Below are 19,790 nucleotides of genomic sequence, written 5' to 3'. Positions count from 1 at the left end.
CGCCAACAACAGCCTGGACCTGCAGGAATTCATGATCGTGCCGGTGGGCGCGCCGTCGTTCCGCGAGGCGCTGCGCTGGGGCGCCGAGGTCTTCCATGCCTTGAAGAAGATCATCGACGGCCGCGGCATGAGCACCGCCGTGGGCGACGAGGGCGGCTTTGCCCCCAGCGTGGACAGCCACGAGGCCGCCATCGGGCTGATCCTGGAGGCCATAGACGCCGCTGGCTACACGGCGGGCGAGCAGATCGTGCTGGCGCTGGACTGCGCGGCCAGCGAGTTCTACAAGGACGGCAAGTACGTGCTGGCCGGCGAAGGCGGCGTGCAGCTCAGTGCCCAGCAGTGGACCGACATGCTGGCCACCTGGTGCGACAAGTACCCCATCATCTCGATCGAGGACGGCATGGCCGAGGGCGACTGGGAGGGCTGGAAGATCCTGACCGAGCGCCTGGGCAAGAACGTGCAGCTGGTGGGCGACGACCTGTTCGTCACCAACACGAAGATCCTGAAGGAAGGCATCGATCGGCACATCGCCAACTCCATCCTCATCAAGATCAACCAGATCGGCACGCTCACCGAGACCTTTGCCGCCATCGAGATGGCCAAGCGCGCGGGCTACACCGCCGTCATCAGCCACCGCTCGGGCGAGACCGAGGACAGCACCATCGCGGACATCGCCGTGGGCCTGAACGCCGGCCAGATCAAGACCGGCTCGCTCAGTCGCTCGGACCGCATGGCCAAGTACAACCAGCTGCTGCGCATCGAGGAAGACCTGGGCGACGTGGCCGAGTACCCGGGCCGCGCGGCCTTCTACAACCTGCGCTGAAAGCGGGCGCGCGCCTGTGGCGCCGCCCCGCGGCCTGAAGGCGCCCGCCCCCGATCATGAGCAACCGTCTCGTTGCGCTCATCCTGTTGCTGCTGCTCGTGGGCATCCACACGCAGCTGTGGCAGGGGCGCGGCAGCCTTGCCCACGTGCGCGACATGCGCCAGCAGATCGACCAGCAGCTGGCCGCAAACACCCGGGCGCGCCAGGCCAACGAGCGCCTGGCCGCCGAGGTGCACGACCTGCGCGAGGGGCTGGAGATGGTCGAGGAAAAGGCCCGCAGCGAACTGGGCATGGTGCGCCAGGGCGAGATCTACGTGCACGTCACGCCCGGGCGGCGCTGACGCCCCGGGCGCAGGGCGGCGCGCTACTGCACGCCCGGCGGCACCGGCGGCTGCTTGCCCGGCTCGGTGAACAGCTGCGTGGCATCGACCTTGTCGAAGTGGTATTGACGGCCGCAGAAGTCGCACCCGACCTCGACGTTGCCGCGCTCGTGCAGGATGGACTGCACCTCATCCTGCCCCAGGTTGCGCAACATGGCGCCCACGCGCTCGCGCGAGCAGGTGCAGGCAAAGCGCGGGCCGGTTGCGCCCTGCTGGGGCTCGAAGCGCAGCAGGCGCTCCTCCCAGAACAGGCGGTGCAGGATGGTCTGAACGTCCAGGCTCAAAAGCTCGTCGCGCGTCAGGCTGGCGGCCAGGGTGGCGATGCGCCGGTAGTCCTCGTCGCCGCCCTCCACCTCGCCCTGCCCGCGCGCCAGGTTGCCTTCGCCCTGGCCCGGCATGCGCTGGATCAGCAGGCCCGCGGCGACCTGGTCGCTGGCGGCCAGCACCAGCGTGGTGTCCAGCTGCTCGGACTGGCGCATGTAGTGCTGCAGCACATCCGACAGGCGGGCGAACTTCTCGCCGCTGGCCTCGCCCAGCGGCACCACGCCCTGGTAGGGCTGCTGGCCGGGCAGGCGGCTTTCGGGGTCGAGCGTGATGGCGCAGCGCCCGCCGCCGCCGGCATTGACCAGGTCGGGCAGCTGCGCGCCGGGCGCGACGCTGGCCGTGACGGTGGCCGTGGCGCGCAGCGCCAGGCTGGAGCGCACCTCGGCCACAGCCAGCTTGACCGGACCGTCGCCGAACACCTGCAGCACCAGCGCGCCGTTGAACTTGATGTTGGCCTGCATCAGCACGCCCGCGGCGCACATCTCGCCCAGCAGCTCGGCCACGGGCGGGGGGTAGGCCCCGGTCTCGGTATTGCCGGCGCGGCGCGCGAGCAGTTCGGTCCAGGCGTCCGTCAGGCGGACGATGGCACCACGCACGGGCAGGCCGTCGAACAGGAATTTGTGCAGTTCAGACACTTCGTAGGTTCGCTTTCAAAAACAGGCGTCAGGCGATCTTGCGCAGGCCGGCGGCAAAGCGCCGGGCGTTGTCGATATAGTGCTGCGCGCTCTGGCGCAGGCCCTCGATCTGCTCGGGCGTGAGCTGGCGCACCACGCGCGCCGGGCTGCCCAGGATCATCGAGCCGTCGGGGAACTCCTTGCCCTCGGTCACCAGCGCGCCCGCGCCCACCAGGCAGTGGCGACCGATCCTGGCGCCGTTGAGCACGATGGCGCCGATGCCGATCAGCGAGCCGTCGCCGATGGTGCAGCCGTGCAGCATGACCTGGTGGCCGACGGTGACGTGGCTGCCGATCACGATGGGCTGGCCGAAGTCGGCGTGCAGCACGCTGGCGTCCTGCACGTTGGAGCCGGCGCCGATGGTGATGCTCTCGCAGTCGCCGCGCACCACGGTGCCGAACCAGACGCTGGCGTCCTCGCCCACCACCACGTTGCCCATGACCTGGGCGCTGTCGGCCACCCAGGCGGAGTCCGCCACCTGCGGCGCCTTGCCGTCGAGTTCGTAGATCGCCATCGTGTGTTTCCTTCCGCCTGTGGCTGGGTTGGTGAAGATCAAAATTGTAGGGAGGGTGCCCGCACGCCACACGCCGCGGGTCTTGGCGCGCCATTGCCGCAGGCTCCCGCTCGGCAATCGGCGGCGGGGCGCGCTGGTGTCCTGCCTAAAATGGCCTCGGCCGGGTGCCTGCCCGCAGGACCCTGCCCGCCCGCCATGTCCGCCCCGCCGCCCTCCTTTCCGTCTGCCGCCCCCGGCGCGTTGATTGCGCGCCAAGCCATCGTGGATCACCACCGGACGGCAGTCGGCTATGAGCTGTTCGGCCGCTCGCGCGCGGCGCACGCGGGCGCCGACGACGCTTCGCTGGTGCTGGCCGCCCTGTCGCACGAGGGCCACCGCGAACTCGCCGGCCGGCTGCTGCTGTTCGTCAACTGCACGCACGAGAACCTGGGGCGTGGCCACCTCGACCTGGTCCAGCCCGAGCAGGTAGTGCTGCAGGTGCCACCCCTGGGCCACGCCGCCGCCACCGAAGTGCACGCGCGCGAGCCGCTGCTGGCCGCGCTGCGCCGGCGCGGCTTCCGCCTGGCCTTCGACCGCTCGGTGCTCGAATCGACCTATGCGCCCTGGCTGCCGCTGGCCGACTACATCAAGCTCAACCTGTCGGTGCTGGCGCCCGACAAGGCCGTCGTGCTGGCCAACTACGCCGGCCGCCACAGCGACGCCACCCTGGTGGCGGAGAAGGTGGAGTCGGCCCAGCAGTACGACATGGCCGCCGCTCTGGGCGTGCGGCTGTTCCAGGGCTTCTGGTTTGCCCGTCCCACCCTGGTGCAGTCGCACGTGCTCACGCCAGCGCAGGGCATCGTCGTGCAACTGCTCAACCTGGTGCGCCGGCAGGCTCCGGCCGAGGAGCTCGAGGCCGTGCTGAAGAAGGACGCGGGCCTGGCCTTCAACCTGCTGCGCCTGATCAACTCCGCCAGCCTGGGCCTGTCGCGCGAGATCGTCTCGCTGCGCCAGGCGGTGCTGCTCCTGGGCCTGGACCGGCTGTTTCGCTGGGCCGCGCTGCTGCTCACCACGGCCCGGGGCGCGGCGCCGGCCGCCGTGGGCCAGACGGCGGTGGTGCGCGGGCGTTTCATGGAGCTGCTGGCGCCGCGCCTGCTGCCGCCCGAGGAGGTGGAGCAGGCCTTCGTCGTCGGGCTGTTCTCCCTGCTGGACCGCCTGCTGGGCATGCCGCTGCAGGACGCCCTGGACCTGCTGCACCTGCCCGCGGGCATGGCCGAGGCGCTGGTGCACCGGCGCGGCGTGGCGGGTGCCCTGCTCGACCTGGTGGTCGCCTGCGAGAGCGGCGACGCGGGCACCCTGCCCCAGGCCGCGCGGGCGCTGGGCCTGGACGAGGCTGCCGTCAACACCGCCCATCTGCAGGCCCTGCAGTGGGCCGATGCCCTGCAGGTCTGAGAGCCCGTTCACCCTACCCGCGCGGGTGGTGCTGCGCATGCAGCAGCTTGAGCCGCTCGCGCGCCACGTGGGTGTAGATGGTGGTGGTGGAGATGTCCGCATGCCCCAGCAGCAGCTGCACCACGCGCAGATCCGCGCCGTGGTTGAGCAGGTGCGTGGCGAAGGCGTGGCGCAGCGTGTGCGGCGACAGCGGCGCGGTGATGCCGGCGGCGCGCGCGTATTTCTTCACGATCACCCAGAACATCGCCCGCGTCATGGCGCTGCCGCGCTGGGTCACGAACAGGTCGTCGCTCTGGCGCCGGCCCAGGATGGCGGCGCGCCCCTCCTGCAGGTAGCGCTCCAGCCAGGCGCGCGCCTCGTCGCCAAAGGGCACCAGGCGCTCGCGCGCGCCCTTGCCCATGATGCGCAGCACGCCCTCGGCCAGGCCCAGGTGGAAGGTCTTGAGCGTGACCAGCTCGCTCACGCGCAGGCCGCTGGCATACATCACCTCCAGCATGGCACGGTCGCGCAGGCCGAGCGCCGTGCCCGCATCGGGGGCGCGCAGCAGCGCCTCGACCTGGGCCTGGCTGAGCGTCTGCGGCACGCGCAGGGCCTGGCGCGCGGCAAGCAGGCGCACGGCCGGGTCGGCGGCGATCTGGCGCTCGCGCAGCGCCCAGCGATAGAAACGTTTGAAGACCGTCAGGCGGCGGTTGGCGGAGCTGGCGCGCGTCTCGGCATGGCGGTGGGCGAAGTAACCGTTCAGGTCGGTCTCGCCCGCGCGCAGCAGCCCCGTGCCCTGCCCGGCCAGCCACAGCGCCAGCGCCGCGAGGTCGCGCCGGTAGGCGTCGAGCGTGTTGCGCGCCAGCCCTTCCTCCAGCCACAGGGCGTCGGTGAACTGCAGGATCAGGTCCTGCTCGGCGCGCGGCAGGGCGATGGCTTGGGGCATGGGAAACGTTCGGGTCGGGCCGGGGCGCCGGGGCAGCCGGGCAATCAGGATTTACCCTGTTCAGGCTCTTGTCAGCTGCCTGCGGCAAGGCGGGCAGTTGCGTTATTCTGCCCGCCTTGCACCCCCACCCCATACCAAGACAGGAGACCCACACATGCGCTGGATTCAGAAAATCGGCCTCGGCCTGACCCTCGGGGCAGCCCTCATCGCATCGACCGCCCACGCCCAGAAGCAGCAGTTCGTCAACGTGCTCACCGGCGGCCAGAGCGGGGTGTATTACCCGCTGGGCGTGTCGCTGTCGCAGATCTACGCCAAGACCATCCCCAACGCCCGTGCGACGGCCCAGGTCACCAAGGCCTCGGCCGAGAACCTGAACCTGCTCCAGGCCGGCCGGGGGGAAGTGGGCTTCTCGCTGGGCGACGCTGTCTCCGACGCCTGGAAGGGCGATGCCGAAGCGGGCTTTCCCAAGAAGCTCGACAAGCTGCGCGGCCTGTCCGCCACCTACAACAACTACATCCAGATCGTGGCCAATGCCGACGCCGGCATCAAAACCCTGGCCGACCTGAAGGGCAAGCGCATCTCGGTGGGCGCGGCGCGCTCGGGCACCGAGCTCAACGCCCGCGCCATCCTGAAGGCCGCCGGCATGACCTACAACGACCTGGGCAAGGTCGAGTACCTGCCCTTTGGCGAGTCGGTCGAGCTGATCAAGAACCGCCAGCTCGACGCCACGCTGCAGTCCGCCGGCCTGGGCGTGGCCTCCATCCGCGACCTGGCGACCACGGTGAAGATCGTCGTCGTGCCGGTGCCCGCCGACGTCGTGACCAAGGTGGGCGACGCGGCCTACCAGCCGGCCATCATCCCCGCCGGCACCTATACCGGGCAGACCGAGGACGTGGCCACGGCCGCCATCCCCAATTTCCTGGTGACGCATTCGGGCGTCTCCGACGAACTGGCCTACGAGATGGCCAAGCAGCTCTACGAGAACCTGGACACCCTGTACGCCGCGCACAACGCCGCCAAGGCCATCAAGCGCGAGAACGCCACCAAGGGCATGCCGGTGCCGCTGCACCCCGGGGCCGAGCGCTACTACAGGGAAGTGGGTCTGATCAAGTAAGCGTGGGCGGCTGACCCCTACTGAAATGAACGAAGACACGGCCCCACCCAGGGGCCGTTTTCATGAGACGGACTCCACCATGAGCGAAACCCCCACCACCGCCCAGCCGGCACCCGCGCGGCGCAATGCCCTGTTCTGGGTGGCCATCGCGTTCTCGAACTTCCAGCTGTGGACGGCGGCCTTCCAGCCGCTGTCGAGCCAGGTCATCCGCGCCATCCACGTCGGCTTCGTGCTGCTGATGATCTTCGCGCTGTACCCGCCCGGCGAGCACCGCTCGCCCGCGGTGGCCCGCGCCGGGCGCGCGCTGGGCTGGGCGCTGGGGCTCGTCGGCTTTGCCTTCAGCTTCTACCACTGGATCTACGAGGCCGACCTCACGGCGCGCGCCGGGGAGCTGGTCTCCATGGACTGGGTCATCGGCATCGTGCTGATCGCCCTGGTGTTCGAGGCCGCGCGCCGGGCCATGGGCTGGGGCCTGCCGCTGATCTGCGGCATCTTTCTGGCCTACGGCATGTTCGGCGAATACCTGCCGGGCATGCTCGCGCACCGGGGCTTCGGCATGGACCAGATCGTCAGCACGCTGGCCTTCGGCACCGAAGGCATCTACGGCACGCCGACCTACGTCTCGTCCACCTACATCTTCCTGTTCATCCTGTTTGGCGCCTTCCTGGAGCAGGCCGGGATGATCAACCTGTTCAACGACTTCGCCCTGGGCACGGTGGGCCACACGCGCGGCGGGCCGGCCAAGGTGTCGGTGATTTCCTCGGCGCTGATGGGCACCATCAACGGCTCGGGCGTGGCCAACGTGGTCACCACCGGGCAGTTCACCATCCCGCTGATGAAGCGCTTCGGCTACACCCCGGCGTTTGCCGGCGGCGTGGAGGCCACGGCCAGCATGGGCGGGCAGATCATGCCGCCGGTGATGGGGGCGGTGGCCTTCATCATGGCCGAAACCATCAACGTGCCTTACGTGGCCATCGTCAAGGCCGCCGTCATCCCGGCCATCCTCTACTTCTTCACGGCGTTCTGGATGGTGCACCTGGAGGCCGGGCGCAAATCGCTGTTGGGCATGCCCAAGGACGAGTGCCCCGACCCGTGGATCGCCGTGCGCCAGCGCTGGTATCTGCTGCTGCCGCTGATCGGCCTGGTGGGGCTGCTGTTCTCGGGCTACACGCCCATGTTCTCGGGCACCGTGGGCCTGGCGCTCACCGTCATCCTGATCTTCGGCGCGGCCGTCATCAGCGGCGTGCGCGGCACGGCCCTGCGCTCGCTGTTCTGGGTGCTGCTGGGCTTTGCCTGTGCGGGCTTCTACTGGTTCGGCGTCGGCACCTTCATGGCCATCACCGCCGTGCTGGTGGCACTGACCTACGTGCTGCGCCGCGGTGGCGACGCGCGCCGGCTGGCGCTCACTGCGCTGGCCGATGGCGCGCGCCATGCCCTGCCGGTGGCCATCGCCTGCGCCCTGGTGGGCGTGATCATCGGCATCATCAACCTGACGGGCGTGGCCGCCGAGCTGGGTGGGCACATCATCGCCCTCGGTGAGAAAAGCCTGTTCCTGGCGCTGTTCCTGACCATGCTGACCTGCCTGGTGCTGGGCATGGGCATCCCGACGATTCCCAACTACATCATCACCAGCTCGCTGGCCGCGCCGGTGCTGCTGCAGCTGGGTGTGCCACTGATCGTCTCGCACATGTTCGTCTTCTACTTCGGCATCATGGCCGACCTCACGCCGCCGGTGGCGCTGGCGGCGTTCGCCGCCGCGCCGATTGCGCGCGAGAGCGGTCTGAAGATCGGCATCCAGGCGGTGCGCATCGCGGTGGCCGGCTTCGTCGTGCCCTACATGGCGGTCTACAGCCCGGCGCTGATGCTGCAGGAGGGCAACTGGCTGGACACCACCTGGGTCGTCTTCAAGGCCCTGGTGGCGGTGGCCATGTGGGGCGCCGGGGCCATCGGCTTCCTGATCGGGCCCATGAACTGGGCCGAGCGCATCGTGGCCATCGCCGCGGCGAGCTGCCTGGTGGTAGCGCTGCCGCTGACCGACGAGGCGGGCCTGGCCGGGGTGGCGCTGCTGCTGGTGTGGCACGGCTGGCGCAGCCGGCGCCTGGCGGCAGCGCCCGCCCGCGGCATCGGGGCCTGAAGGTGCTGGCCGGCATCTGCCTGGCCCTGGCGGCTGCGGGCGCGGGCGCGCCGCCGGTCTTCGTGCCGGCCACGCATTTCACGCTGGCCTGGACACACTCCATCGAAAAGGTGCGCTGGGAGGAGGACTACCGCGTGGCCGGCGATGGCCCGGGCGCCTCGCCGGTGCTGCATGCCGAGGCCGCGCGGGTGCGCGGCTCGGGCGCGGGCATGGAGCCGCCGCCCGATGCCCGCCTGGCAGAGGGCTGGTACCACTACCGCCCGGCCCTGGCCACCGCCACCGAACTGCGCCTGACGCGCTCGGAGTTCACCCCCGACTATGAGCTGTGCCTGGACGGGCGCTGCAGACCGCTGGGCCACTGGCTTGCTTCGGACCAGGGGGTGACGCTGTTGCGGCCCTGCGGGGCGCCCGCTCCAGGGCAGGACGTCGCTATTGATTAAGTAGCGACATCTCGTTTTCCATCAACGTTTTCAAGCGTTTTTTGCACGAAACGCCAGGTGCGGCGCGGTACCAGTGGCCGCTGCGTCCATGGCAGGCAGGTCGGCGCTCCACAGCGTCGAGCGGTTGCGCCCGTTGCGCTTGGAGAAATACATGGCGGCGTCGGCACACTCCAGGCACTGGGCAGCCGTCTCGTCCTGCGCGGCCATGCCGTACACGCCCAGGCTGATGGTGATGGACAGCACGGTGCCCGAATCGAGCCGGATCTCCTGCTCCGCCACGGCCTGGCGCAGCTCCTCGGCGCGCTGCAGGGCGACCTTGGGCGTGGCGCCGGACAGCAGCACCGCGAACTCCTCGCCGCCGATGCGCCCCAGCATGTCCTGGCGGCGCAGCCGGCGCGCCACGGTCTGCGCCAGCTCGCGCAGCACCACGTCCCCCGAGGCGTGGCCGTAGGTGTCGTTGACGCGCTTGAAGTGGTCGATGTCCAGCAGGACGATGGCGGCGCCCGGCACCAGGGCGGCGTGCAGGTGCTGCAGCTCGGTGTCCAGACGCTCCAGGAAGGCGCGCCGGTTGGGCACGCCGGTCAGCGCATCGGTGAGCGCCAGGGTCTCCAGCGCTTCCTCGGCGCGGCGGCGCGCATCGGTGTCGATCAGCGTCCAGATCACCGCCCCGTCCTCGTCCAGCGGGTCGAGCAGCGTGCCCTGTATGTCAAACCAGTGCAGCTGCCCCGAGGCCATGCGCAGGCGCCATTCCGTGCGCACCACGCCGATCTGCTTGAGCGTGTCGTAGAGGGCGCCGAAGCGCTGGTAGCTGTCCTCGTCGGGGTGCAGGGCGCGAAACGGCTGGCTGCCGTCCTGCTTGCCCGAAGCCAGGCCGAAGGCCTGCGCCGCGCGCTCGTTGACATAGGAGATGTCGCGCGCCGGCGTGGCCACCAGCACCAGGGCGCTGCCGCGGTCGAGCAGAGCGCTGATGAGCCGTGCCTGGTCCACGCGCTGCTGGATATCGGTCTGCGTGCCCAGCATGCGCAGCGGCAGGCCGTTGTCACCCCGCTGCGTCACCTGCCCGCGCGCCTCCACACTGCGCCAGCCCCGGCTGGCCGTGCGCATGCGCACCTCGATGCGGAACTCCTCGCCCGTGTCGAAATGGCGCCGCAGGCTCTGCCTGAGGCGCTCGCGGTCGGCAGGGTGCACGCGCGAGAGAAAGTTCTCGCGGTCCAGCTGCAGCGAACTGCCGCTGTAGCCCAGCATCTCGTGGCAGCGCTCGTCCCAGCGCACGCGGCCGCTGGCGATGTCCCACTCCCACAGGCCGTCGCGCACGGCATGCACGGTGGCGCGCAGGCGTTCCTCGCTCTGGCGGATGCTCTCCTGCAGGGCCTGGTCGTGGGTCACGTCGCGCACATGGCCATACCACAGCAGCGTGCCGTCCTCCTCGCTCTGCGGCCGGGCGTGGCTGTGCAGCCAGCGCACGCCGCCGGGCGCCGCGGGGTCGTTGACCCGGTACTTGTGGTCCCAGGGGCTGCGCGCGGCCAAGCTGGCGCGCATCGACGCCGCCAGGGCCGGCAGGTCGGCGCGGTGGATGCTGTGGTTGAGCGCCCGCATGTCGCGCAGGTCGGCATCGGGCGGCAGGCCGTGCGCGGCGCGGAACCCCAGCGTGGTGAAGGCCATGCGCAGGCTGCCGTCGGCATCGACCCGGAAGCGGAACAGCCCCCCGGGCGCCTCCTGCGCCAACCGCGCGAAGTGGCGCTCGGCGCGCAGGCGCTTTTCGTCGCTGCGCACGCGCTGCAGCGCCAGCCACAGCATCAGCAGCGCGCCCAGCACGATGGCGGCCGTGGCCAGCGCGTTGCGCAGCAGCGCTGCGTCCTGCTGCCTGCCGAGCGGGCCGAGCTGGGCCTGCCGGTCCAGCCCGACCAGGGCCAGCAGCGGCCAGCCGGGCACGCGGCTCCAGGCGTACTGCCGCTCCACACCATCGATGGGCGAGACGGCCTCGTAGGTGCCGCGTGTCTGTCCCGGCTCGAACAGCTGGCGCCGCTCGGGTGGCAGGTCGTTGCCCAGCACGGCCTGCAGGCGCTGCGAGCGCGCCAGGTAGGCACCGTCGTCGCGCACCAGCGCCACCACGTCCCAGCCCTCGCCGGCGATGGCCTGGAAGTACTGCGCGATGTGCTCGGGCGCCAGCGACAGCACCAGCACGCCAGTGAGCCCCCCGTCCTGCCGCACGGCGCGGCTGAGCTGGATGGTCCAGCGCTGCGACACCCGGCCCAGCACCGGCCGGCCCACGAACAGGCCCGGGGTCTGACCCCGCACGTGGGTCTGGAAATGCTCCCGGTCCTGGATGGAGACGGCCGCCTGGGGCCGCCCGCCGGGCTCCAGGCTGGAGTAGGTGATTCGCCCCTGCGCGTCGGCCACGGCGATCTGCAGCACGGCGTCGCTCGGGTAGGAGCGGTAGATGGCCTGCACCGCCTGGTCGAAGGCACCCGCGTCCCGCGCGGCGTGGACCTCAGCCAGGCTCTGCAGCGTGTAGTCCAGCCCGGCCAGCAGGGTCTGCACCTGGATGGAGACCCCCAGCGCCATCTGGCCGGCGCGCAGCCGGCTCTGGGCCTGCGCGTCGTCGCGCTGCGCCTGCTGGCCGCCCAGCAGCGCCGACCAGTAGGCGGCGATGGCCACGGCCAGGCCGGCCAGCGCCACCAGGGCGACGCGCAGCGAGCGCGTGTGCTCGGCCCTCCACAGGTCGCGGACGGTGAGCACCGAAGGGGAGGGAACCATGGGAGTCAGCCCGGTTGCTGCGCAAGTGCCCATTGCACATGTTCGCGCACAAGGTCGCTATGGTGGTCGAGCCGGCGCTCGAGCGCCACCCGCAGCTCCCGGGCCTGTTGCGCATTTGCAGCGCGCAGCGCATTGCCCAGGGCCACGGCGATGTTGCGCAGCCAGCGCTCGTGGCCGATGCGGCGGATGGGACTGCCCTCGGTCATGCGCAAAAAGGTCGCCTCGTCCCAGGAAAACAGCTGCACCAGCTGCTGGACCACCAGGCCGGCGCGCACGTCGAAATCGGGCAGGCTGCTGGTCTGGGCGAACTTGTTCCAGGGGCAGACCAGCTGGCAGTCATCGCAGCCATAGATGCGGTTGCCCATGAGCGGGCGCAGCAGCGGGTCGATGCTGCCCGCGTGCTCGATGGTCAGGTAGGAGATGCAGCGGCGCGCGTCCACCCGGTGCGGCGCGACGATGGCCTGGGTGGGGCAGACGTCCATACAGGCCTGGCAGGAGCCGCAGTGCGCGCTCACGGCGGGCGTGGCTTCGAGCGGCATGTCCACGTAGATCTCGCCCAGGAAAAACATGGAGCCGGCCTCGCGCGAGAGCACCAGCGTGTGCTTGCCGCGCCAGCCCTGGCCGCTGCGGCTGGCCAGCTCGGCCTCCAGCACCGGGGCGGAATCGGTAAAGACGCGGTGACCGAAGGGCCCAACGGCCTCGGCGATGCGCTCGCTCAGCTTCTGCAGCCGCGCGCGCAGCACCTTGTGGTAGTCGCGTCCCCGGGCATAGACCGATACGATGGCCTCCTGCGGGCGCTCCAGGCGGGCAAATTCAATGGCCTGCCAGCCCGGGGGCGTACCCTTGGGCAGGTAGTCCATGCGCGCGGTGATCACGCTCACGGTGCCGGGCACCAGCTCGGCCGGCCGTGCGCGCCGCGTGCCGTGTGCCGCCATGTAGTGCATGTCGCCATGAAACCCCCGGGCCAGCCACTGCATCAAGCCGGGCTCGGCGCCGGACAGGTCCACCCCCGCCACGCCGATTTGGGAAAATCCCAGTTCGCGCGCCCACTGCCGTATGCGAGGAATGAGTTGACTACTGCTGCTGACCATCAAGGCCAAATTGTAGGAACCCCGCCACCCGCCCTGCTCACCCTGCGGCTGCGCTGGCCCGACGAGGAGGCCACGCGCCGGTTCGCGGCCGCGCTGGCGCGCCAGCCGGGGCTGCGGGACGCCTTCATCACCCTGCACGGCGACCTGGGCGCGGGCAAGACCACGCTGGTGCGCCACCTGCTGCGCGCCCTGGGCGTGGCCGGGCGCGTCAAGAGCCCGACCTATGCCGTGGTCGAGCCGCACCAGGCGCCGGGGCTTGCCATCTGGCACTTCGATTTCTACCGCTTCAGCGATCCGCGCGAGTGGGAGGACGCCGGCTTTCGCGATGTCTTCGCCAGCCCCGGACTGAAACTGGCCGAGTGGCCGCAGAACGCGGGAGCCGCCCTGCCGCCCGCGGATATTGCCATTTGCCTGCAGGCCGACGATGATTCGGCCCGGCACGTGACCTGCGAAGCCCGCACCCCGCGCGGACTGGACGTGCTGCAGGGCCTGGCGCACGGCCAGCCCGAGATGCGATGAACCACGACGCGTCCCCTCCTTCCCCCACCCTCTCGCCTCGCGGCCCCGGCCCGAGCCGCCGCTCCCTGCTGCGCGCCGGCAGCGTGGTGCTGCTGCTGGGCGCGCAGCAGATCGCCCGCGGCGCGGGCATCGTCGCGGTGCGCGTATGGCCGTCCAAGGACTATTCGCGCGTGACCATCGAGTCCGACCGGCAGCTGGTGGCGCGCCAGTTCTTCGTGGCCACGCCGCCGCGCCTGGCGGTGGACATCGAAGGCCTGGAGCTCAACGCCTCGCTGCGCGAGCTGGTGGCCAAGGTGCAGCCCGACGACCCCAACATCGCCGGCATCCGCGTGGGCCAGAACGCCCCGGGCGTGGTGCGGCTGGTGGTGGATCTCAAGCAGGCGGCGCTGCCGCAGGTCTTCACCCTGGAGCCCGTGGCCGCCTACCAGCACCGGTTGGTGTTCGACCTCTATCCGGAAAAGACCCTGGACCCCCTGGAGGCGCTGATCTCCGAGCGCCTGAGCGATGGAGCGGCGCTGGCCTCGCTGGGCCCGGCACCAGCCCTGCCCGGACCGCCGCCGGCCCTGGCCTCGCCCCTGCCCCCGCCGGCGCCTTCCGTGCCTTCGGCCGCCGACCCCCTGGAAGAGCTGATCGCACGCCACGGCAGCGCACCCATGGGCCTGCCCCTGCCCCTGCCGGGCAAGGCGGCCGTGCCACCGGCTGCCGCAGTTGCTCCGGCCGCTCCGGCAGCGCCCGCCATCACGGCGGCGCCACCGGCCCTGCCGCCTGCCAGCCCCGCGGCCCGCCCCGGCCCTGCCGCGCCGGCGGTGCGCGTCACCGACCGGCTGATCATCATTGCCCTCGACCCGGGCCACGGGGGCGAAGACCCCGGCGCCATCGGCCCGGGTGGCACGCGCGAGAAGGACGTGGTGCTGAAGGTGGCGCACCTGCTGCGCGAGCGCATCAACGCTACCACGGTGAGCGGCAACCCCATGCGCGCCTTCCTCACGCGCGATGGCGACTACTTCGTGCCGCTGGCCACGCGGGTGGACAAGGCCCGGCGCGTACAGGCCGACCTGTTCGTCTCCATCCACGCCGACGCCTTCACCACCCCCGCCGCGCGCGGCGCCAGCGTGTTCGCGCTGAGCCAGAGCGGGGCCTCCAGCTCGGCTGCGCGCTGGCTGGCCAACAAGGAGAACCAGGCCGACCTGATCGGCGGGGTGAACGTGGGCAGCCAGGACCGCAACGTCCAGCGCGTGCTGCTGGACATGAGCACCACGGCGCAGATCAACGACAGCCTCAAGCTCGGCAGCGTGCTGCTGGGCGAAATTGGCGGCATGGCCAAGCTGCACAAGCCGCGCGTGGAACAGGCCGGCTTTGCCGTGCTCAAGGCCCCGGACATTCCGAGCGTACTGGTGGAGACCGCCTTCATCAGCAACCCCGAGGAGGAGGCCAAGCTGCGCTCGGCCGCCTACCAGGAGCAGTTGGCTGACGCGCTGATGCGCGGCATCACCCGATACTTCGCCAAGAACCCACCGCTGGCGCGCAGCCGCACCGTGTAGGGCGCAGGCAGCGCTGGCGGTCCGTGCAGGAGACCCCCATGGCCTTGCCGCATGCCCGTTCCACCCAGGTCGTCCACCTGCACCCGCTGGGCCAGCGTGTGGCGGACACCCCCTCGTTCGCCATCATCAAGGCCCGCCAGCTGGAGGTCATCCGCGTGGTGCTGGCTGCCGGCCAGGACATGCACCAGCTCGGCGCACCGGGCGAGGCCACGCTGTACTGCCTGGAGGGCGAGGCACAGTTCCGCGCCGAGGGCAGCGCCGAGACGCTGCGCGCCGGCGACTTCCTGCACCTGCGGGCCGCGACGCCCTACTCGCTGCATGCGCTGCGGGACGCCTCGCTGCTGGTCACTTTTTGCCTGCTGGCGGCCTGATGCCGGGTGCGAATCCGCGCCCCGGACGGTCCTACATGGCGTCGCAGGGCGCACCTACACGTGCGGCTCCGGGCCTGCGGCAATAATGAAACCGTCCCATTTTTTCGGGTCGGGCGTCAAGCCCCAACATAGCGAGGAGCACCACCATGAATTTCCGCCACTATCTGTGTGCCGCCACCTGCGCCGCCGCCCTGGGCCTGGCTGGCTGTTCGAGCAACCCTTCCAACGCCCAGATCGGCACGGGCGTGGGCGCCGTCGCCGGCGGTGCGCTGGGTAGCGCCGTGGGCGGCACGGCAGCGACCGTGGGTGGGGCGGCTGCCGGCGCGTTGATCGGCAACCAGATCGGCAAGGATCGGGACAACCGGCAGGGCCGTCGCTGACCCAGCCAGAGTTGGCAGCCAAAAAAGGCCCAAGCCCTTGACAGGCTTGGGCCTTTTGCTATTTAAACAGGAGTTCGGGCGGATTTTTTGCCGGCGCGCCAGGCACCCAGGATGGCGATCAGGCCCGGCACCAGGATCAGCGCCCAGATGATCTTGTCCAGGTGCCGCTGCACCCAGGGCAGGTTGCCGAAAAAATACCCCGCCGTGCAGATGCCCAGCACCCACAACACCGCGCCGCCCACGTTGTAGGCCGTGAATGCGCTGCGGCGCATGGCCGCCACACCCGCCACAAAAGGGGCGAAGGTGCGGATGAAGGGCATGAAACGCGCCAGCACGATGGTGATGCCGCCGTAGCGTTCGTAGAACTCATGGGCTTGGTCGAAAGCACGCCGGTTGAACCAGCGCGAGCCTTCCCACTGAAAGACCTTGGGGCCGAAATAGCGCCCGATCGTGTAGTTGCACTGGTCGCCCAGGATGGCTGCGGCCAGCAGCAGGGCGCAGGCCAGCCAGAAGTTCATGAGTCCCGCGCCACTGAGCGCCCCGACCACGAAGAGCAAGGAGTCGCCGGGCAGGAAGGGCATGACGACCACCCCTGTCTCGACAAAGACGATGATGAACAGCAGGGCATAGACCCACGGCCCGTAGCTGGCGACGAAGTCCGCCAGATGCTTGTCCACGTGCAGGATGAAATCGATCAGAAAAGAAACAGCTTCCACGGTCACCTCGGTGCGGGCGCGGCCCCCCGCGCGCCGCGCCGTAATGTAGCCGCCCGGGCACCAGTGGGGCCGCACGCGCCTGCATAGAATCGTCCGCGTGCCCTCCGATCCTCCCTCCCGCCGCCCCATCCGTGAACTGCCCGACACGCTGATCAGCCAGATCGCTGCCGGCGAGGTGGTCGAGCGCCCCGCCTCGGTGGTGCGCGAGCTGGTGGACAACGCCCTGGACGCGGGCGCGGCCCAGGTCACCGTGCGCCTGCTGGCCGGCGGCGTGCGGCTCATCGCAGTCGAGGACGATGGCCTGGGCATCGCGCGCGACGAGCTGGCGTTGGCGCTGCGCCGCCATGCCACCAGCAAGGTGGGCAGCCTGGAGGAGCTCGAATCGGTCGCCACCATGGGTTTTCGCGGCGAGGCGCTGGCCGCCATCGCCTCAGTGTCGGAGCTGGCGCTGCTGTCGCGCACGGCGGGCGAGGCCTTGGCCTTTTCGCTTGACGCGCACAGCGGCGAGCTGCGGCCCGCCGCGCGCAGCCAGGGCACGACGGTGGAGGTCAAGGAGCTGTTCTTTGCCACGCCTGCGCGGCGCAAGTTCCTCAAGAGCGACGCCACCGAGCTGGCGCATTGCCTGCAGGCCGTGCGCCGCCACGCGCTGGCGCGCCCGGACGTGGGCTTTGCCGTGTGGCATGAGGGCCGTCTGCTCGAACAGTGGCGGCCCGCGCTGGCGGCCGCGCAGCGCGGGGACGAGGCGGCCTGGCAGGCGGCGCTGGCCCGGCGCCTGGCCGATGTGCTGGGCGAGGATTTCGTGCGGGACGCGGTGGCAGTACGCCACCGGCTGGGGCCGGTCACCGTCACCGGCCATGCCGGGCTGCCGGATGCCGCCCGCTCGCGCGCCGACCAGCAGTTCTGCTACGTCAACGGGCGCTTCGTGCGCGACCGGGTGTTGGCCCATGCCGCGCGCAGCGCCTACGAGGACGTGCTGCACGGCCAGCGCCAGCCGGTGTATGTGCTGCACCTGGAGATGGACCCGCAGCGCGTGGACGTGAACGTGCACCCGACCAAGATCGAGGTGCGCTTTCGCGACAGCCGTGAAGTCCACCAGGCCGTGCGCCAGGCCGTTGAGAGCGCGCTGGCCGCTCCGCGCAGCCAGGCAGCGGACACGCAGCCAATGCAGGCCCAGCTGCCAGCGGCCGGCCCCCTGGCCAACCCGGGCACCACCCCGGATATCTCCCCGGAAGGTTTCGAGGGAAATACGCATCCAGCCCTTGCCCAGCAACGACAGTCTGCTATTTATTTTGAATCCCCCACAGCAGGCCACAAGGTCAGCGACCTGGAGGCCCTGTGGGGCCCTGCCAGCCACCCTGCCGGCGCGATCGCGGACCGCGCAAGCGTGCCCGGCGACGGACCGGTTGCAGCCTCCGAGCCCGGCGACTGGCCCCTGGGGCGCGCCGTGGCGCAGCTGCACGGGATCTACATCCTGGCCGAGAACGCCCGCGGCCTGGTCGTTGTGGACATGCATGCCGCCCACGAACGCATCGTCTATGAGCGGCTCAAGGCCCAGGCGGACAGCGCCACGCGGCTGGCCAGCCAGCCGCTGCTGATCCCGGCCACCTTCGCCGCCACCCCCGAGGAAGTGGCCACGGCCGAGACCTGCGGCGCAGCGCTCGAGCAGCTGGGCCTGGAGGTGGTGCCGTTCTCGCCGCGCACCCTGGCCGTGCGCTCGGTGCCCATGGCCCTTGCGCAGGGCAACGCCGTGGAGCTGGCCCGCAGCGTGCTGGCCGAACTGGCCGCCTACGAGGCCAGCACGGTGTTGCAACGGGCGCGCGACGAAATCCTGGCGACCATGGCCTGCCACGGCGCCGTGCGGGCGAACCGGCGCCTGACGCTGGAAGAGATGAACGCCCTGCTGCGCCAGATGGAGGCCACCGAACGCTCCGACCAGTGCAACCACGGCCGGCCGACCTGGCGCCAGCTGAGCCTGAAAGAACTGGACGCTCTCTTCCTGCGAGGGCGCTGAGCAGCCGCGCGCATCTGGCGTGGCGCTGCTCTGCAGGACGGCGCAGCCTCGAACAGGCGCGGCCACTTTCCATCCCCCCCTGACCTGCCCACCTGAGTGCGGCGGCACGGGCCATGCTCGCTCGCCGAGAAGTAGCGGGTGTTGCATGCATGCTGAAAACCAGCAGAAAAATATCCCGATAACGCGGAGTCGCACTCAGGTTATGCATGAGTGCATGCTGTTTCGGCATAATGTCATGCTGCACCGCCGCAAAGGCTTTTTCCGAGCAGAAAGGCTCCCTGTCATGAAGCACCAGTCCGTAGAGCAGTTTCTCGAGTACGTCGCCGAGCGCAACCCCGGCCAGCCCGAGTTCTTGCAGGCCGTCACCGAGGTCATGGAAAGCCTGTGGCCCTTCATCGAGAAAAACCCGCGCTACGCCGAACACGGCCTGCTCGAACGCCTGGTCGAGCCCGAGCGCGTCATCATGTTCCGCGTGAGCTGGTTCGACGACCACGGCAGGGTGCACATCAACCGCGGCTACCGCATCCAGCACAGCATGGCCATCGGCCCCTACAAGGGCGGCCTGCGCTTCCACCCCTCGGTCACGCTGTCGGTGCTGAAGTTCCTGGCCTTCGAGCAGACCTTCAAGAACGCGCTGACCACCCTGCCCATGGGCGGCGGCAAGGGCGGCTCGGATTTCGACCCCAAGGGCAAGAGCCCGACCGAAGTCATGCGCTTTTGCCAGGCCTTCGTGACCGAGCTGTTCCGCCATGTCGGCGCCGACACCGACGTGCCGGCCGGCGACATCGGCGTGGGCGGGCGCGAGGTCGGCTTCATGGCCGGCATGTACAAGAAGCTGGCCAACACGGCGGCCGGCGTCTTCACCGGCAAGGGTCTGTCCCACGGCGGCTCGCTGATCCGCCCCGAGGCCACGGGTTATGGCACGGTGTACTTTGCCGAGGAGATGCTCAAGACCCGTGGCCGCTCTTTCGACGGGCTGCGCGTGTCCGTGTCCGGCTCGGGCAACGTGGCGCAGTACGCGGTGGAGAAAGCCATGCAGCGCGGTGCGCGGGTCATCACCGTCTCGGACTCGAGCGGCACCATCATCGACGAGGAAGGCTTCACCCCCGAGAAGCTCGCCATCCTGATGGACGTGAAGAACCACCACTACGGCCGCGTGAGCGACTACGCCGCGCGCACCGGCGTGCGCTTCGAGGCGGGCCTGCGCCCCTGGCAGGTGCCGGTGGACGTCGCCCTGCCCTGCGCCACGCAGAACGAGCTGGACGAGCACGACGCGGCCACCCTCATCAGGAACGGCGTGCTGTGCGTGGCCGAGGGCGCTAACATGCCCTCGACCAACGAGGCCGCCAAGGTCTTCGAGGCCGCGGGCGTGCTCTACGCCCCGGGCAAGGCCAGCAATGCTGGCGGCGTGGCCACCTCGGGCCTGGAGATGAGCCAGAACTCCACGCGTCTGTGCTGGACGCGCGACGAGGTCGATGCGCGCCTGTTCAACATCATGCAGGGCATCCACGCCGCCTGCGTGGAGCATGGCCGGCGCGATGACGGCAGCGTGAGCTACATCACCGGGGCCAACATCGCCGGCTTCGTGAAAGTGGCCGACGCCATGCTGGCGCAGGGCGTGGTCTGACGCCTTGAGGCCCCGAGC

General features: G+C 70.3%; 18 protein-coding genes. 12 read left to right on the top strand and 6 right to left on the bottom strand.

What is annotated here, in order from left to right; translation table 11 throughout:
- On the top strand, positions 1–823 hold an 823-nt coding region (locus tag RT051_RS02680), incomplete at its 5' end, for a phosphopyruvate hydratase (protein ID WP_313071145.1).
- A 56-nt stretch (positions 824–879) separates the two neighbouring features.
- Positions 880–1,164, top strand: a complete 285-nt coding sequence (locus RT051_RS02675; protein WP_313071141.1) for a septum formation initiator family protein — start codon at positions 880–882, stop codon at positions 1,162–1,164.
- Between the two features lie 23 nt (positions 1,165–1,187).
- Here the strand turns inward: RT051_RS02675 and RT051_RS02670 are convergent, their stop codons facing one another.
- Both RT051_RS02670 and RT051_RS02665 read right to left on the bottom strand, forming a co-directional pair.
- Complete coding sequence (locus tag RT051_RS02670; protein WP_313071136.1) at positions 1,188–2,162, bottom strand: Hsp33 family molecular chaperone HslO; 975 nt, start codon at positions 2,160–2,162, stop codon at positions 1,188–1,190.
- A gap of 28 nt (positions 2,163–2,190) precedes the next feature.
- The gene (locus RT051_RS02665; protein WP_313071132.1) at positions 2,191–2,715 is read right to left on the bottom strand and encodes a gamma carbonic anhydrase family protein; all 525 of its coding nucleotides are present in this window, start codon (positions 2,713–2,715) and stop codon (positions 2,191–2,193) included.
- Positions 2,716–2,910: 195 nt separating this feature from the next.
- On the opposite strand from RT051_RS02665, the gene RT051_RS02660 reads away from it, so the two are divergent.
- Positions 2,911–4,146, top strand: a complete 1,236-nt coding sequence (locus RT051_RS02660) for an HDOD domain-containing protein (protein WP_313071128.1) — start codon at positions 2,911–2,913, stop codon at positions 4,144–4,146.
- 13 nt (positions 4,147–4,159) lie between these two features.
- On the opposite strand, the gene xerD is transcribed toward RT051_RS02660, so the two are convergent.
- Positions 4,160–5,071 (bottom strand): site-specific tyrosine recombinase XerD, encoded by a 912-nt coding sequence (gene xerD, locus RT051_RS02655; RefSeq protein ID WP_313071124.1) that lies wholly within the window; start codon positions 5,069–5,071, stop codon positions 4,160–4,162.
- Positions 5,072–5,225: 154 nt separating this feature from the next.
- Between xerD and RT051_RS02650 the strand changes: the two genes are divergently transcribed.
- The 3 genes from RT051_RS02650 (at position 5,226) to RT051_RS02640 (ending at position 8,759) form a co-directional block, all read left to right on the top strand.
- Positions 5,226–6,185 carry a TAXI family TRAP transporter solute-binding subunit gene (locus RT051_RS02650; protein WP_313071121.1) on the top strand — a complete coding sequence of 320 codons (960 nt, stop codon included), beginning with the start codon at positions 5,226–5,228 and terminating at the stop codon, positions 6,183–6,185.
- Between the two features lie 79 nt (positions 6,186–6,264).
- Positions 6,265–8,319 carry a TRAP transporter permease gene (locus RT051_RS02645; RefSeq protein WP_313071118.1) on the top strand — a complete coding sequence of 685 codons (2,055 nt, stop codon included), beginning with the start codon at positions 6,265–6,267 and terminating at the stop codon, positions 8,317–8,319.
- Positions 8,320–8,321: 2 nt separating this feature from the next.
- Complete coding sequence (locus tag RT051_RS02640; protein WP_313071114.1) at positions 8,322–8,759, top strand: DUF1850 domain-containing protein; 438 nt, start codon at positions 8,322–8,324, stop codon at positions 8,757–8,759.
- A 30-nt stretch (positions 8,760–8,789) separates the two neighbouring features.
- Here RT051_RS02640 and RT051_RS02635 read toward each other — a convergent pair whose 3' ends face one another.
- Together RT051_RS02635 and queG are read right to left on the bottom strand one after the other, a co-directional pair.
- Positions 8,790–11,516, bottom strand: coding sequence for a diguanylate cyclase (locus RT051_RS02635; protein WP_313071110.1), 2,727 nt, complete (start codon positions 11,514–11,516; stop codon positions 8,790–8,792).
- A 5-nt stretch (positions 11,517–11,521) separates the two neighbouring features.
- On the bottom strand, positions 11,522–12,607 hold the full coding sequence (queG, locus tag RT051_RS02630; RefSeq protein WP_313071106.1) for a tRNA epoxyqueuosine(34) reductase QueG: 1,086 nt from the start codon (positions 12,605–12,607) through the stop codon (positions 11,522–11,524).
- Between queG and tsaE the strand changes: the two genes are divergently transcribed.
- From tsaE to RT051_RS02610, 4 genes are all read left to right on the top strand, one after another.
- Entirely contained in the window at positions 12,587–13,126 is a 540-nt protein-coding gene (gene tsaE / locus RT051_RS02625) for a tRNA (adenosine(37)-N6)-threonylcarbamoyltransferase complex ATPase subunit type 1 TsaE (RefSeq protein ID WP_409520521.1), read from the top strand. The two genes, queG and tsaE, sit on opposite strands and share 21 nt — an antisense overlap.
- Complete coding sequence (locus RT051_RS02620; RefSeq protein ID WP_313071102.1) at positions 13,123–14,667, top strand: N-acetylmuramoyl-L-alanine amidase; 1,545 nt, start codon at positions 13,123–13,125, stop codon at positions 14,665–14,667. The genes tsaE and RT051_RS02620 overlap by 4 nt, the downstream gene beginning before the upstream one ends.
- A gap of 38 nt (positions 14,668–14,705) precedes the next feature.
- Positions 14,706–15,038, top strand: a complete 333-nt coding sequence (locus RT051_RS02615; RefSeq protein WP_313071098.1) for a cupin — start codon at positions 14,706–14,708, stop codon at positions 15,036–15,038.
- Between the two features lie 146 nt (positions 15,039–15,184).
- A complete protein-coding gene (locus RT051_RS02610; RefSeq protein ID WP_313071093.1) occupies positions 15,185–15,418 on the top strand; it encodes a glycine zipper domain-containing protein in 234 nt (77 codons plus the stop codon).
- Positions 15,419–15,480: 62 nt separating this feature from the next.
- Here RT051_RS02610 and RT051_RS02605 read toward each other — a convergent pair whose 3' ends face one another.
- Positions 15,481–16,134: a DedA family protein gene (locus RT051_RS02605; RefSeq protein WP_313071089.1), complete on the bottom strand. Its 654-nt coding sequence runs from the start codon at positions 16,132–16,134 to the stop codon at positions 15,481–15,483.
- Positions 16,135–16,222: 88 nt separating this feature from the next.
- On the opposite strand from RT051_RS02605, the gene mutL reads away from it, so the two are divergent.
- Together mutL and gdhA are read left to right on the top strand one after the other, a co-directional pair.
- Complete coding sequence (mutL, locus tag RT051_RS02600) at positions 16,223–18,145, top strand: DNA mismatch repair endonuclease MutL (RefSeq protein WP_409520522.1); 1,923 nt, start codon at positions 16,223–16,225, stop codon at positions 18,143–18,145.
- Between the two features lie 283 nt (positions 18,146–18,428).
- Positions 18,429–19,772: an NADP-specific glutamate dehydrogenase gene (gene gdhA, locus RT051_RS02595; protein ID WP_313071081.1), complete on the top strand. Its 1,344-nt coding sequence runs from the start codon at positions 18,429–18,431 to the stop codon at positions 19,770–19,772.
- Positions 19,773–19,790 lie beyond the last annotated feature (18 nt).

The sequence above is a fragment of the Melaminivora sp. genome (assembly GCF_032059615.1).
Taxonomy (GTDB): Bacteria; Pseudomonadota; Gammaproteobacteria; order Burkholderiales; family Burkholderiaceae_C; genus Melaminivora.
This window is presented reverse-complemented; position numbering and strand designations above follow the sequence as displayed.

What these genes read in the sequence shown, in the direction of transcription:
- queG (WP_313071106.1), bottom strand. Translation starts at nt 12,607, where the DNA reads ATGGTCAGCAGCAGTAGTCAACTCATTCCTCGCATACGGCAGTGGGCG.
- RT051_RS02660 (WP_313071128.1), top strand. Translation starts at nt 2,911, where the DNA reads ATGTCCGCCCCGCCGCCCTCCTTTCCGTCTGCCGCCCCCGGCGCGTTG.
- gdhA (WP_313071081.1), top strand. Translation starts at nt 18,429, where the DNA reads ATGAAGCACCAGTCCGTAGAGCAGTTTCTCGAGTACGTCGCCGAGCGC.
- RT051_RS02650 (WP_313071121.1), top strand. Translation starts at nt 5,226, where the DNA reads ATGCGCTGGATTCAGAAAATCGGCCTCGGCCTGACCCTCGGGGCAGCC.
- xerD (WP_313071124.1), bottom strand. Translation starts at nt 5,071, where the DNA reads ATGCCCCAAGCCATCGCCCTGCCGCGCGCCGAGCAGGACCTGATCCTG.
- RT051_RS02675 (WP_313071141.1), top strand. Translation starts at nt 880, where the DNA reads ATGAGCAACCGTCTCGTTGCGCTCATCCTGTTGCTGCTGCTCGTGGGC.
- RT051_RS02615 (WP_313071098.1), top strand. Translation starts at nt 14,706, where the DNA reads ATGGCCTTGCCGCATGCCCGTTCCACCCAGGTCGTCCACCTGCACCCG.
- RT051_RS02635 (WP_313071110.1), bottom strand. Translation starts at nt 11,516, where the DNA reads ATGGTTCCCTCCCCTTCGGTGCTCACCGTCCGCGACCTGTGGAGGGCC.
- RT051_RS02645 (WP_313071118.1), top strand. Translation starts at nt 6,265, where the DNA reads ATGAGCGAAACCCCCACCACCGCCCAGCCGGCACCCGCGCGGCGCAAT.
- RT051_RS02620 (WP_313071102.1), top strand. Translation starts at nt 13,123, where the DNA reads ATGAACCACGACGCGTCCCCTCCTTCCCCCACCCTCTCGCCTCGCGGC.
- RT051_RS02665 (WP_313071132.1), bottom strand. Translation starts at nt 2,715, where the DNA reads ATGGCGATCTACGAACTCGACGGCAAGGCGCCGCAGGTGGCGGACTCC.
- RT051_RS02610 (WP_313071093.1), top strand. Translation starts at nt 15,185, where the DNA reads ATGAATTTCCGCCACTATCTGTGTGCCGCCACCTGCGCCGCCGCCCTG.